Raw genomic sequence first — 13730 nt, 5'->3', positions numbered from 1 at the left:
AAAAGCCCCCGGGAAAGCGGGTGCAGAGGTATCGTGAACCAAAACGTGGCTGGGCCGAATTCAGTCAAAACCTCGGAAACATGACACCCGAAATCCTGATTGCCCAAGGCCAGAGTGATCGCCATATGCGGCCAAGCTATGAACGGACGGTGACCAATTACGCCGGAAACGCGATAAAAATGAGGCAGCGGTGCGCCGTGGCCGGGTCACAAGAGGGTGCGCGGCCCCGCGGCAGTCCCGGAGGCTGACATGGCCTGCTGACCATCGAACAGGCTGCGCTTGCTGCGAAAAACGTCCGGATTGCCTAGGCGTTCAGCATATCCAAGCACGGATCCGGCACAAAGCCATGTAATCGGGATCAGCGTGGCGTTCAGCAGCATGTCGGCCAGAGTAGCGGCCAGGATCAGGGCAATCGGCGTTGCATATGGCGAGGTGGCGCTGCCCTTGTGGCGACGCAGCTCCCGCCCGAGCAGAAAAATCGGCAAGGTCAGCAGCCCCATCTCCGCGACATACCCGAGCCAGCCAAAAGTGCCGAAGGTGATGATCCAGCGCCCGTCGGGCACCGATATGATCTGGCCGGTCTCCATATCACGCACCAGATTGCGGCCCCAGCCCCCCCAGCCGAACCAGGGCTTCTCGGCGGCCCGCTCCAACATCATCGCCTCATTGTCAAAGCGGTAGCCAAGCGATTGCGCCCGATCAGCGCTGATCGCTTCGGCCTGGGCAAGAATGGCATCGGTGGGTATTAGGCCAAGATTGCGCAACATGGGATAGGTCACCGCGATCACCGCGATCACCATCGCCAGGCGGATCTGCCAGCGGGGCGGTGCCAGCGCCACCATCGGAACAATGGCCAGACCGTAGACCAGTGACGCCAGGCTCTTGCACAGATAGAGCACTGCAAAAAGATAAACCGCCGCGAGCGCGAAATTGGTCCGCTCCCGCTCCTGTGCGGCCCGGCCAAGAGCGACGGCGGCGACGATGGTGGTAAAGATGAAAAACGCCAGCCACAGCGCATGCGGCAGGAACACGATCGGCCGGAACCCGCCCTGGCGCATCATCTGGGCAAAATCATGCTGGAAAAATCCGTAGATCCAGGTGTTGAGCTGCGGGCTGAAGCGGATTTCGAAGAGGGCGGGAATGCTATAGGCCAATCCGGCCAGGAACAGAGCAAGCAGCAGCTCTTTCTGGCCCGCTTCGCAGGACAGGTACCGCCGGGCCAGCAGAAAAGGCATCAGCACGATGATCTGGTTGATGATTACCGATCCCAGGTCCCGCCAGCGCAGGCCCGGCAGCATATCAGTCAGAAACACGATGGGGCCAGAATCCCCGAGCACCCGGAACAGCACCGGGTCACCGTTGGTCAGCACGGTAGGCACGACACAGAGGACAAAGAGAATACTCAGCGCGCGGGCCAGTTTATGACGTGGCCACAGCGGCACCGGCTTGCGCAAAAGCCAGACGCACAGAGCAAAGGCCACGACCGAGGGGATCGAGTATTTGTCCATGTCCGGCACCAGCGGTAGGTCGAACTCGGCCACGGGGGGGAGCATAAGGTAGCCACCGATGAAACACCAAAGGATCGCCCGCTCCAGCGGCAGGCGCAGGAACAGCAGCAGGCTGACCAAGGGCCAGATAAGCAGCATAAGATAGGCCAGGGCGTTGGGCATCGGCGTGCGGGACTCTCGACGGTGACGATCACAAGCGATCAGTACTGGCCTTTTTTATGGGCCTTACATGTCAAAGTTTAGGTAAACTTGCACCTCGTGTCCCGCTGAAATGCGAAATCGGGTAAACGAATGGCAACAATGACACGTTTAACTGCGGGCGCCTCGGCCGGGCTGGTCCGGACGCGGGTAGACGGGTAATCAGTCCTTCGCAGACTGGATTTACAGGCAGGGTTTGCAGACAGGGATGAGGCGGACTGGTGTATTTCGAGTTTCAAGGCACACGGATTGAGGTCAATATCGCAGACCGGCCCCGGCTGGAGAGTGAGGTCCTGTTCCGGTTTGCAAGCGGTGAAGGCTTTGCTCTTGCTACGGTCAATCTGGATCATCTCGTCAAACTGGAAACAAGCGCCGATTTTCTGGCTGCTTATGCGGCGCAGGATCTGGTTGTTGCCGATGGGCGCCCGGTGGTCTGGCTGTCACAGCTGGCGGGCAGGCCGGTTGAGCTGATGCCGGGATCGGACATGGTGCTTCCCCTGTGCAGGCTGGCCGCAAAGGCAGGGGTGCCGGTGGCGCTGGTCGGCAGCACTGCCGAGGCGCTTTCGGATGCCTCCGCTGCGCTGACAGCCAAGGTGCCGGGACTGGATCTGGCATGGTGCCATGCGCCATCTGGCGTGTTCGATCCTGCGGGTGCCGAGGCGGCAGAGATCCTGCGCAACTTGGATCAAAAAGGAATCCGCCTGTGTTTCCTTGCGCTTGGCGCGCCGAAACAGGAGCTTCTGGCGGCGCGCGGGCGCGAATTAGCCCCGGGCGTCGGGTTTGCTTCGGTCGGTGCGGGTTTGGATTTTCTCGGTGGGCACCAGCAACGCGCGCCACTGTGGATGCGCAAACTGGCACTTGAATGGCTTTGGCGGGCGCTCAGCAGCCCGGGCCGGATGGTTCCCCGGTATCTTAAGTGTTTTGCCATTCTGCCACGTCAGATTTGGCGCGCCCTGCGGATCAGGCGCAGCTAGGCCGGTCGCTATTTGTATTCCAGAATTTCGCGTTTGCGGCCCCGCAGGCGGTTCATGTGAAACTCAAGCGCGCCAAGCGCTTCGGGGAATTTACCCAGCACGGTAAAAAATGCCTGCTCTGAGGGTATTCGGCGCGCCAGCCGCAAGACCTGCAGTGGATAGATGGCAAAGCCGAGCAGCGCCCAGGACGACAGGAGTAGGGCAAGTACGGCCAGCGCAAGCGGCAACCCTGCGCCCCAGACCAAGGCGCGGCGGGTTTCGTGAACCCAGTGCCGTTCCGGCGAGGCCCCATGCAGCGCGGCGCCTTCGGCAAAGGCGTGGCCCGCCCGGCGCCCCCGTTTCGCCCATTGGGACATCCTGATGATCTGCGCGTCATGCCGGGTCATCTCGGTATCGAGCCGCCAGATCTGCCAACCAGCCTGCCGTAGCCGGACGCAGAGTTCCGGCTCTTCCCCGGCAATCAGTGTCTCGCGGTATCCGCCAACAGCGCGCAGCGGAGCCAGCCGCATCAACGCATCGCCACCGCAGGCCAGAGCCTGTCCAACCGGGGTATCCCATTCCGCATCGCAGAGCCGGTTATAGACCGAGACCTCGGGGTGTTGTTCACGGCGCCGACCGCAGACGACGGCGACATCGTCGTGGCCTGCTAGAAATTGCCGGGCCGCATCGATCCATCCCGGGGCGACCTCGCAATCGCCATCGACGAATTGCACCAGATCACACTCGGCAGGCAGCGCCGCTACGCCTGCATTGCGTGCTCGCGCCGCAGTAAAGGGGCGTGACATATCGAGCTCGACAACATCGGCCCCCAAATCCCGCGCCGCGGCGACCGATCCATCCGTTGATCCGCTGTCCACATAGACAATCTGCCCGACCTGATCCTGTAGTGACAGAATGCAGCGTTTCAGCCGTGCGCCTTCGTTGCGGCCGATCACCACGGCCGCGGTCTTTGATGTTGGCTCTGTTGCAGCGGCTTGCTGCACGAATTGATCAGTCACTGGTCCGCGCCTCACCTTTGGTATCACCTGTGGTGCGGGTGTGCTGACTGTAGTCCTCAGACGCGATCAGAAACCCCTTGTCCTGCAGGGTGGCGATATCCGGTGCCTGCAGCGCCGCCTCCGACCACAGAGACAGATCGGGTTTGCCGGACAGAACTGACAGGCGCAATTGGTCCTCACCATGAGCGATGGCCGCCTCGGCGACGGATTTACGGTCGCGCGCCAAGCTGTCGTTGGCGAATTTATAGTGCTTAAGCAGCCCCGTCATCGGCGCCAGTGTCACCCCGGTGGCGGCATGGGGATGCACGCCCGCCTCAACCCCGGGACCGACAAAGACCAACGGGTGTTTCGTCAGGCAGCAATGCTCGGAAAACACCTTGGCCCGCACGCCGCCAAACAGCACTCGCAGCGGCTGCGAACCGCCCGCGACGATCCGGTTCTGGTTCAGGAAATAGGACAGCCCGGTGTCCGGCGCGTCATAGTCATGGGCGGTAATCGCGCTGAGGTCGCACCAGCTGAACTGGCGCAGCACCTCGGGGTAGGTCATGTCCGCGACCTCGGCCAAAGGCGCTTTGGGGAACATTTCCAGCATCTGCGCTATCATGGCGGTATATCCGCGCGCGGACATGTAGCGCACCAGCTCCTGAAGTCCGATCTCAGTGCGCCCTTCGAAATCAAAGATCTCGTCCATATCCACGATCAGGCACCAGCGTTTTTGCGCATAGCGCTGTGCGGCATAGCTGCGGAACATGTTCTCGAACTGGCCCCAGGGCAGGCGCGATTGCAGGATGGCGGTGCCCGGTCTTTCGCGGATCCGCGCAATCGTGTCATCCTCCGAGCCGTTGTCGAAGAACACGAAATGGCGGATGCCAAGGCTGCTGTAGTGATCGAAAAACGCGTCGAGGTAATAACTCCCGTCACGCACAAGGGCGATCAGGGTGACCTCATCCGGGGCTGCAAAGACGCCGCGCGGCCCGTGCAAGTGGCGCAGCGAGGACAGGAACCGCATCCGCTGATAGGTTCGGCCGAGCCGTTTGCGCAGCCGTACAGAGACGGAGCTTGGTTCGGCACTGTCCTTCATTTGCATCTGTTTCCTTCAGCTTAGGTGCGGCCAACCTACGGCGAGGGCCGTATCTGCGGCAAGATGTGTTTGCCGATCCCGGCACGGGCAATGGTTGCGCCAACATTTGCATTTTGCTATTCGATGCGGCAGCTTAAAATAACAGCACCCGACAACCGGGGCGCCCGAGGAGGCTGACAGGAATGGCATCGGATCTGACCGTATTGGTGGGGGATGTTGGGGGCAGTAATACGCGGCTGGCTCTTGCGGGGCCGGAAATCGGCGTGACAGGGCTCAAACATTTCCCCAACGACAGCTATTCCAGCCTGGATGAAGTTCTGGCCGCCTATTGCGCGCAGCCGGATCTGCCGCCCTTGCAGGGCTGCTGCCTGGCCGTGGCCGGGCCGGTTTATGGTGGAACCTACCGGCTGACCAACCGAGACTGGCATGGCACGGCGGCGGGGCTGGCTGAGAGATTGCCGCTGGAACCGGGTGGCCGGGTCGATGTGGTGAATGACCTAGCCGCCCTTGGTCATGCGCTGCCGGTGCTGATCCCCGGACAGCTGTCCTCGCTGCGCGCCGGGCGCCAGCAGGGAGAGCAGGCACTGGTGGCCGGTGTCGGCACCGGCTTCAATGTCTCGCTTTCGGCCGGTGGGAACACGATCGAGGCGGAACTGGGTCACGCCAGCCTGCCGGATCCGCTGGCGCAGGAGTTGGCACGTCTTCTGGGGCGTAGTCCGGAGGAATTTCCCAGCGTGGAAGAGCTGTTTTCCGGTCGCGGACTCGTGCGGCTGCACCGCGCCCTTGGCGGCGATCCGTCCGAAGGCGGGGCAGAGATCGTTGCCGCCTTTCAGGATGGCGAAGAACACGTCGCGCAGCGCAGCGTGCCTGCCTGGGCGCGGCTGCTTGGTCTGTTGGCCCGCGAACTGGTGCCTGCCTATATGCCGGGACAGGGGATCTTCTTTGCCGGTAGCGTCGCCCGCGGGGTGCTTGGCACCGGTGCGCGCGGTGATTTTCTGGCGGCCTTTGCTGAACCGGGGGGCAAACTTGCCGCGCAATGCGCCACCACGCCCCTATGGCTGATCACCGATGATGCTGCCGGCGTCAGCGGCACCGCCCGCTATGCCATCGAAGCAGCGCAGCGCCGGGGTGCCGCACCCGTTCAAGCGTAATCGGTCGGCTACCAACGCGGAGCGGAGAGTGTTGCCGGGCGCGGCGCCTGCCTGTCAGTAATCACGTTTGAAAAACAGTCCCAGACCGGATTCGCCTTCACTGTCGACCTTGCCGCTCACCGTCAGGCTTTTGGATAGGTCAAGATTGATGCTCAGTTCGCTATCGCCGCGGGTGTTCACATCCACATCGGTATAGACGTTCTCGGAGATATAACCGCCCAGACCCAGTCGCCCGGCGCCAAGGCTGTCTAGGCCGACTTCGGCATCGTCGGCGCCGGTGCTTTGGCGCAGAGTGTCCTGAGTTTGCCCGCCCCGACCGCTCAGCTGCAGGGCCGAGGCCGCCAGCCGGGCCAGTGCCAGCGGCGACAGATCCTTGATGTTATCCCCAAAGAGCAGCAACGCCAGGGCTTCTTCGCTGGGGCGGGGCGGCTCGGAGGTGACCTTGATTTCCGGTGCATCGATCAGGCCCGAAATCTCCAGCGTGGCGCTGCCCTGTTCTGTCTGCGCCGAGGAGCGGAATTCAAGATAAGGAACCAGGTTGCCCAGCAGGGTGATCTGTCCTTCGTCCAGATCCAGACGCCGCCCCAGAATGTCGAAGGTGCCGCGGATCAGGCCGATTTGACCGGCGGGTGAGATCCGCGCTGTGCTGCCCCGCAGGTGAATGCGTCCGCCCAGTTCGGCGCGCAGGCCGCGCCCACGGGCAAAGATTTTGCCCGGAGCATCGATCACGACATCCAGCGCAATGTTCGAACGGCCCGCGCTGCCGCCCGTGCTTTGCGCCGATGTGATCAGCCCGGCGCGGGCGCGGGTGGCATTCACGGCGCCAGAGGCCCCGATATGAGAGATCGGCGGGATCGGCGCTGCAGTGACCGAACCGCCAGTGGCGTTGAGGTTGATATTGGTTTCACCCACGTCGATGCGCCCGGACAGGCGGCTGTTGCCGGTGAGCGCGCCGGTGAGGGCCAGCCGCCCGTTCAACTTGCTGTCGTAGCTCAGATGATCGCTCATCAGCAGATTGAGAATCTCAATGCTGAGGTCCGCATTGAACGGCGCTGCCAGAGCCACCGGCCCGGAGACGCGCAGGCTGCCGCTGTCGCCGGGGCTGGCTGAAAGTTGTAGCAAGGCGCGCGCCTGCTGCAGGGTCACGGTGGCGTTGATATCATCGACGCGCTGTCCCGCCGATGGCAGGGCCAGTGTTGCCCCGGACGTGGTGATCGTGCCCGTAATGCTTTCGAGTGCGGGCGGGCCTTTCATGGCCAGATCGAAGCGGGCCGCGCCCTTGGCAAGGTTGGGCTTGATGAAGGGGTTCGCCCCCTCCAGACGCAGCTGACCGGTGGCGGCGATATCGGCCGCGCCGCTGGCCTCGTTAAAGGTGCCGGAGAGATCGGCGCGGGCCTCTGCAGGGGCTGTGGCACTGGCATTGATGCTCCAGACCCCGTCTTTGCGCTGCGCCTCGCCCTTGGCGGCTAGGACGCCCGTCAATTCCGGTACGAACCGCTGCAATTCGTTGAGCGCCGCATCAAATGTCAGATCGGCGCTGCCATCCAGCTGCACGGACCCTTCCAGATCCGCACGGGAGGAATGCGGTCCCTTGAGCCGTGCCTGGCCCGACAGGATGTCGCCATCGCGGGTCAGGTCCGCCGCAAGTTCCAGCGTGCCGGGCACCTCTGGCACCAGCTGTTCCAGCTCCAGCAGGCGGGCGGTGAGGGAGAGCCGTCCGGCGGCGCTGTCCAGACTGCCGCTGGCAGTGGCAGACAGGGCGCGGCTATCTAGGTTGAAATCGTCAATCCGCAATCCGTCTGCGCCGCGCGCGGCTACAAGTTTCAGCGTGGTAGGACCGGTCATCAGCGTATCCAGCTGGGCGATATCCGCGCTCAGGTCCTGCGCCTGCAGGTTCAGATCCACGTCAAAGGCGCCGGAAAGAGGCGTGAACTGCCCGGTGAACAATGCCTGCACCGCGCCGCCCAGCGGGCGGCCCGCCAGCGCAGAGAACCGTGACAGGTCGCCAGCACCTGCACTGAGGTCCGCCGCCACCCGGAGACCGCTATCGAGGCCGGAAAACGTGACGTCGCCCGCGGCGCGGTAGTCGGAGCCGCTCAGCGTCAGGCCGGTCAGCGACAGCGCATCCGGCCCGTCGGTGGTGAGAGTGGTGACAAGCTCCAGTTCGCTACCGGTTGCCTGTGCCAGCGCCGGATCGCGCGGCGCGAAATCGCGCAGGGCCAGACGTAGATCTCCGACAAGACCTGCCGGGCCGGTGTCATCTGCTGCGCTCTTGAGGGTGCCGGAGCCGTCAAGGCGCAGTTCCCCAAGGCGCATCTGCGGATGGCTGAGCTGGCTCACCGTTCCGGCGACGCTCCAGGCGCCATCGGTGGTCTTGCGCGCGGTGAGATCTGCCCCGGCAAGGGTCGTTGCCGCGCCGGGGACGGGCAGGACGACGGCGGCTTCTCCTGACGGGGGCTGGATTTGGACCTTCAGGTTGGCGGTATCAAGGTTGCCGGTGGCGCCGGTGGCAAGCGCGCCGGTCACGCGCAGGGCGCGGGTGCTGAGCGCGAACGTATCAAGCGCGACACCGCCTTCTGCCACGGTCTGGCCACGGGTCACCAGTCGCAGGCCCGGGCCAAAGAAGGGGCGGTAGTCGGGCAAGAGAAGCGGATCGATATCGCCGCCCAGATCAGCCGAGAAGGCGATCCCGCTGGGGCCTGCGTCCTGTTCTCTTTCGGCATCCTGCAGCGCAGCCAGAACGACCTGACCCGAAAGACGTTCCTGTCCGTTGCTGCTGAGCGCGATATCCGCTTTGAAATCACTGACCGGGCCACTGCCCTTTGCGGTGAGGCCAAGGGTCGGGCGACCGGGAAGTGCCAGGACGGTGGAGAGCAAACCGCCTGCGGCCTCGGTCAGGGACAGGTCCAGATCAATTTGGCGGGTCTGATCGGAATAGCCCGCCACCAGCGACAGCCGGTCGCCGGGTTTGTCGAGCCGCGCCGTTTCCAGCCGGGTCTGCAGCGCGCCATCGGCCAGGCTCAGTGCCCCCGTGACGGAGAGGCTGGCGGATTGGCCCAGCAGGTCTTCGCCCAGATCCACCCGGCCTGCGCGGATCTCGCCCAGTTCAATCGCGACGGGCAATTCGGGCAGGCGGAGTGGGGTGGCTTCCGGGGTGGGCAGCTCCGGGTCTGCGGGCACCGGTGTCGGGCTGCGAACCACGGTGATGCTCTCGGCGCTGAGGCTGTTGACCGAAAACCGCCCCTGCAGAAGGGCCAGCCGGTTCCAGTCCAGTTTTGCCTCTTCGATGGTGAGCCAGATGCCATCATCATCCGCGACGGTCAGCCGTTCGATCGTGGCTTGTGAGGACAGGGCACCAGTGAGGCCGGTCACGGTGATATAGCGACTGTCGGCAGACAGGGTGTCTTCGAGGAACCCCACCAGCATGCCGCCGCTGTCGCTTTCTGTTTCCTGAGCGCCGGAGGGGCCGACAGCAGCGGTGAGCGACAGGGCCGCAGCCAGGCAGCTGCCGCGCGTGAGGGTGCGGGTACTGGTCAAAACGCCTGTCCTATGCCGATGTAGAGTTGTGGCCCGTCGTCGCTGCCGCCGGTCACGGGATAGGCGAGGTCGACCCGGATCGAGCCGATGCCCGACACGTTGTAGCGCAGGCCCAGCCCGGCGCCCGAGTGGCTGGCCGAGTCCGACGACACGAAGCTATCCGCATCGACATAGGCGTGGTCGTAAAAGCCGACGAGTGAGATTTTCTCTGTGATGCGGCCGCGCAGTTCCGCGGACAGGGCCAGATAGCCCCGGCCGCCTGCGGTCTTTCCTGCGACGGGCACGCCAAGGGATTGATATTCATGCCCGCGCACCGACCCGCCACCGCCGGAGAAGAACAGCAGCGTCGGAGAGACCCCACTGTGCGATGGACCAATGACCGAGCCGAGCTGCGCCCGCCCGGCCAGCAGGATCCGGTCATCGGCGCCAAACCCATGATAGGTCCGGGCATCCAGCGTGATCTGCGCACCGGGATCGCTGCCATCGACACCAAAGAAGGGCGTAAAGCGGCCACTCAGGAACCGGCCCCGGGTGGGATCCACCGTGCTGTCGCGTCCGTCGTATTCGGCCCGCAGGCTGGCGAAAGCATATTTGAAGCGCCGTTTGCCAAAGGCGTCCGTGGCGAGGATGGAATCGAAGCCGACGGTTGCTTCGGCGAAGAGCGTGTCGGAAAACACCCGCCGAACCCCGATGCCGCCCATGCCATGGGTGGCGGTGAAATGCTCCTGATCCAGACGCTCGGCTTCGGCCAGGTAGAAAATATTGTCATCGGGGCCGAGCGTGGCAGGCCTGTCCAGACGCACAGCGATGCGCCCGTCGATATCGCTGCTGCCGCCGATGCCGCTGACGCGGGCCTCGAAGCGTAGTTTTTCGGCAGCGCCGAACAGGTTGCGGTGCATCCAGCTGGTGGTGAGCGTCACCCCCTCGGTGGTGCTCAGCTCGGCGCCGAAGGTCAGCCTGCGGGGCGGCATGTCTTCCAGCGTTACGTTCAGATCAAGCGTGCCATCGGTGTTGGCGCGCTCGGCCTCTTGCAGCGAGACCGAGGAGAAGGCCCCGGTGCGGCGAAGGCGCGTCGCGGATTTCGACATCAGATCGGGGTGAAAGACTTCGCCTTGCGGGAAACCTGCGATCTTGCGGATGGCGTCTTCGCGGACGGCGCTGGGGCTGAGAATCGTGGTCTTGCCGAACCGCAGCTGCGGACCGGGCTGCAGCCGCAGCCGCGCGTTCAGCGTGGCGCTGCGATGATCTGCGGTGATGTCCTGCCCGCCAAGGGCGACCTTGGCATGCCCCTGTCGCCGCCAGGCACGGATCCCGGCATTGGCTGCATCGCGGATGGCACCGGTGCTGGCGGGGGCGCCGCTGGTGAACTCGTCCGGCAGCTCCACATCGCTGGTCTTGGGCCAGGGACGAACCTCGGCCACGCCAAAGGTGAATCTGCGCCCCGGTTTGACCGAAATCTCGATCCGGTCGATGCGGCTGGGCGGTGTTACGGGATCAATCGCCGCTGCCTCGCGCCCATCAAGGCGAATATTAACCACCGGCGCGAAATAGCCCGCATCATACAGAACCTGCACCATGGTGCGGTAATCCGACAGCGCTGCCGCCAGAAGATCCTGAACGTCGCTCTGATCCCCGGTGGCCAGAACCGCAGAGGCGCCTTGCAGACGCGCGGTCAGATCATCCGGCGCACCGGGAGCGACCAGCAGGGTTTCGGCGGCCTCAGCAGGAGCGGACAGCAGGCAGCCGCAGACCAGCAGGCCCGACGCCAAACGCCGCAAGGCAAAGCGTGATTTCGGTTTTGAGTACATCAAGGCTCCGGGCAGCGGCAGGGGGCGGGCGTGCCCCCCTGTCGGCGGAAAACCTAGCACAGCAACAGCCGAGGTAAAGCCGGGATAGGTATCATCGCAGGAGCGGATCGGGCAGGTGGCGGATTGGTGCGCACATAGACATGCCGCCCGCCATCAGAAGGCGCGGATCACATCTGCGCGGCGCGGAACCAGCGGCGGATCGCGGCACGGTCTTCGGATTCCATATAGGTGATATTGGCCGGTGGCATTGCATGGGTGACGCCTGCCTGCAGGTAGATTTCGCGGGCGCGGCGGGCCACGTCGCGCTCGGTTTCCAGAACCACGCCCTTGGGCGCTGTGCGGATGCCGTCCCAGAAAGGTTCGCGCGCGTGGCACATGCTACAGCGGCCCATGACGATCTCATGCACCTCTTCGAACCCTGCGGCCTCTGCCATCACCAGGGCGTTGCCTTGGAGAGCCGCCTCTTCCTCAGTATCGCCTTCGTGCTCCAGCCCGGCAGTGGACAGGATGATCACACCGAGGAACAGCAGGAATGTGGCCAGCCAGGTCCAGGTCGGGTTGCCAGCATTGGCGTGGCGGGTGTTGAAATAATGCCGGATCGTCACCCCCATCAAGAATACCAGCGCCGCGATCAGCCAGTTGTATTCACTGGCAAAGGCCAGCGGATAGTGGTTCGACAGCATCAGGAAGATGACTGGCAGGGTCAGGTAGTTGTTATGGGTCGAGCGCAGTTTGGCGATCTTGCCGTATTTGGCATCGGGGGTGCGCCCTTCCTGCAGGTCCTTCACCACGATGCGCTGGTTCGGCATGATGATGAAAAAGACATTCGCGGTCATGATGGTGGCGGTAAAGGCCCCCAGATGCAGCATCATGGCGCGGCCGGTGAAGACCTGATTGAGTCCCCAACCCATGGCCACCAGCAGTACGAACAGCAGTACCATCAGCAGGGTTGGGCGCTTGGCCAGACCGGATTTGCACAGGCGGTCGTAGACGAGCCAGCCAATCGACAAGGTGGCGGCAGAGATCGCGATGCCCTGCCACAGGGACAGATCCGCCTTGGACTGGTCGATAAGGTAAAGCTCACCCCCGGCCCAGTAGACCACCATCAGCAGCGCAAAGCCGGAGAGCCAGGCCGAATAGCTTTCCCATTTGAACCAGATCAGATGCTCCGGCATCTCGGCCGGGGCCACCAGGTATTTGCGGATATGGTAGAAGCCGCCGCCATGGACCTGCCATTCCTCGCCATGGGCGCCGGGGGGCAGATCCGCCGCCTTGCGCAGGCCCAGGTCCAGCGCGATGAAATAGAAGGACGAGCCGATCCAGGCGATCGCGGTGATCACATGCAGCCAGCGGATGGCAAAGCCCAGCCAATCCCACATCATCACGAGTTCATACATGCGCAAACGCCCCTATTGTCTTTGCTTTCTGGTCTCAGTCCGGTCTCTGGCCCTTACCCTAGGCAAGGGGGACATTCTTCGGTATTGCAGATAAAATCCAAGCTGTATCAAAAATTCTGGAATAATATCGGCCCCGTCCATGTCTTACCTCGACAATATCCGCACCTTTGTGCGTGTCTACGAACTTGGCTCCATGTCGGCGGCGGGGCGGGATCTGCGGATCTCTCCGGCTGTAACTTCGGCACGGATTTCCCAGCTTGAGGATTATCTGGGCGTTCGTCTGTTCCAGCGCACCACCCGCAACCTGACCGCGACCGAGCAGGGGCAGGTGTTCTATAGCGGCGCGGTCACGGTGCTGGATGCGGTGGATCAGGCCGAGGCGAAGGTGATGCATCTCACCGATGCGCCGCGCGGCACGCTGTTCGTAGCGGCGCCTCTGGGACTGGGGCGGCGACTGGTTGCGCCTGCGGTGCCGGAATTCCTGGCGAGCTATCCTGAAATCAACCTGCGTTTGAGACTATCGGACCGGGCGGTGGATCTGACCACCGAAGGGCTGGATTTGGCGTTTTTTCTGGGGCAACCCGAAGACAGCACCCTGCGGATCCGCAAGATCGCCGATTGCCGCCGGGTTCTGGTTGCGGCGCCGGAGTATATTGCTCGCTGTGGCATGCCAAAGGACGGGGCGGCACTGATCCGAGAGGGGCACAATTGTCTCAACCTGCGCTATCCCGGCGCGAGCGAGTTCCAGTGGATGCTGCAAACCCCGGAGGGGCCGCAACGCTTTGCCGTGTCCGGGCGCTATGAATGCGATGATGGCGATGTGCTGACCGATTGGGCTCTGGCCGGAGAAGGAATTGCCCTGAAACCGGTGTTCGAGGTGGCCCCGCATTTGGAGGCCGGTCGGCTGGTACCGGTTGCAACCGCGACGCCGCCGGTGCCGGTGCAGATGGCCTGTCTTTACACCCATCGGCGCCATCAGGATCCGAAAACCCGGCTGTTCATGGATTTCATGACCGAGCGCATGGCGCGGGCGATGCGCCAGACCGAAACAGGCGCCGAGGACCCCGGCGCCTGACCG

The 13730-nt window shown here is 63.6% G+C and carries 9 protein-coding genes; 3 read left to right on the top strand and 6 right to left on the bottom strand.

The window, feature by feature from the left end; genetic code table 11:
* Positions 1 to 206 precede the first annotated feature (206 nt).
* Positions 207 to 1670, bottom strand: coding sequence for a hypothetical protein (locus AAFO90_RS08685; protein ID WP_347509142.1), 1464 nt, complete (start codon positions 1668 to 1670; stop codon positions 207 to 209).
* 257 nt (positions 1671 to 1927) lie between these two features.
* Here AAFO90_RS08685 and AAFO90_RS08680 point away from each other — a divergent pair, with 257 nt between their 5' ends.
* A complete protein-coding gene (locus AAFO90_RS08680) occupies positions 1928 to 2680 on the top strand; it encodes a WecB/TagA/CpsF family glycosyltransferase (protein WP_347509140.1) in 753 nt (250 codons plus the stop codon).
* Between the two features lie 8 nt (positions 2681 to 2688).
* Here the strand turns inward: AAFO90_RS08680 and AAFO90_RS08675 are convergent, their stop codons facing one another.
* Positions 2689 to 3678, bottom strand: a complete 990-nt coding sequence (locus tag AAFO90_RS08675) for a glycosyltransferase (protein WP_347509138.1) — start codon at positions 3676 to 3678, stop codon at positions 2689 to 2691.
* Positions 3671 to 4759, bottom strand: a complete 1089-nt coding sequence (locus AAFO90_RS08670; RefSeq protein ID WP_347509137.1) for a glycosyltransferase family 2 protein — start codon at positions 4757 to 4759, stop codon at positions 3671 to 3673. The genes AAFO90_RS08675 and AAFO90_RS08670 overlap by 8 nt, the downstream gene beginning before the upstream one ends.
* 182 nt (positions 4760 to 4941) lie before the next feature.
* Between AAFO90_RS08670 and AAFO90_RS08665 the strand changes: the two genes are divergently transcribed.
* Positions 4942 to 5910 carry a glucokinase gene (locus AAFO90_RS08665; RefSeq protein ID WP_347509136.1) on the top strand — a complete coding sequence of 323 codons (969 nt, stop codon included), beginning with the start codon at positions 4942 to 4944 and terminating at the stop codon, positions 5908 to 5910.
* Between the two features lie 54 nt (positions 5911 to 5964).
* Here AAFO90_RS08665 and AAFO90_RS08660 read toward each other — a convergent pair whose 3' ends face one another.
* From AAFO90_RS08660 to AAFO90_RS08650, 3 genes are all read right to left on the bottom strand, one after another.
* Positions 5965 to 9447 (bottom strand): translocation/assembly module TamB domain-containing protein, encoded by a 3483-nt coding sequence (locus AAFO90_RS08660; RefSeq protein WP_347509135.1) that lies wholly within the window; start codon positions 9445 to 9447, stop codon positions 5965 to 5967.
* Positions 9444 to 11255: a BamA/TamA family outer membrane protein gene (locus tag AAFO90_RS08655; RefSeq protein WP_347509134.1), complete on the bottom strand. Its 1812-nt coding sequence runs from the start codon at positions 11253 to 11255 to the stop codon at positions 9444 to 9446. Before AAFO90_RS08655 ends, AAFO90_RS08660 begins: the two co-directional genes overlap by 4 nt.
* Positions 11256 to 11422: 167 nt before the next feature.
* Positions 11423 to 12652 carry a urate hydroxylase PuuD gene (locus AAFO90_RS08650; RefSeq protein ID WP_347509132.1) on the bottom strand — a complete coding sequence of 410 codons (1230 nt, stop codon included), beginning with the start codon at positions 12650 to 12652 and terminating at the stop codon, positions 11423 to 11425.
* Positions 12653 to 12791: 139 nt separating this feature from the next.
* Here AAFO90_RS08650 and AAFO90_RS08645 point away from each other — a divergent pair, with 139 nt between their 5' ends.
* Positions 12792 to 13727, top strand: coding sequence for a LysR family transcriptional regulator (locus tag AAFO90_RS08645; RefSeq protein WP_347509131.1), 936 nt, complete (start codon positions 12792 to 12794; stop codon positions 13725 to 13727).
* The last annotated feature ends 3 nt before the right edge of the window (positions 13728 to 13730 follow it).

The organism is Phaeobacter sp. CAU 1743, assembly GCF_039839315.1.
GTDB lineage: Bacteria > Pseudomonadota > Alphaproteobacteria > Rhodobacterales > Rhodobacteraceae > Phycobacter > Phycobacter gallaeciensis_A.
This window is presented reverse-complemented; position numbering and strand designations above follow the sequence as displayed.

Excerpts from the sequence above, each read along its gene's own strand:
- AAFO90_RS08685 (WP_347509142.1), bottom strand. The coding sequence starts at position 1,670 with ATGCCCAACGCCCTGGCCTATCTTATGCTGCTTATCTGGCCCTTGGTC.
- AAFO90_RS08670 (WP_347509137.1), bottom strand. The coding sequence starts at position 4,759 with ATGAAGGACAGTGCCGAACCAAGCTCCGTCTCTGTACGGCTGCGCAAA.
- AAFO90_RS08665 (WP_347509136.1), top strand. The coding sequence starts at position 4,942 with ATGGCATCGGATCTGACCGTATTGGTGGGGGATGTTGGGGGCAGTAAT.
- AAFO90_RS08655 (WP_347509134.1), bottom strand. The coding sequence starts at position 11,255 with ATGTACTCAAAACCGAAATCACGCTTTGCCTTGCGGCGTTTGGCGTCG.
- AAFO90_RS08650 (WP_347509132.1), bottom strand. The coding sequence starts at position 12,652 with ATGTATGAACTCGTGATGATGTGGGATTGGCTGGGCTTTGCCATCCGC.
- AAFO90_RS08645 (WP_347509131.1), top strand. The coding sequence starts at position 12,792 with ATGTCTTACCTCGACAATATCCGCACCTTTGTGCGTGTCTACGAACTT.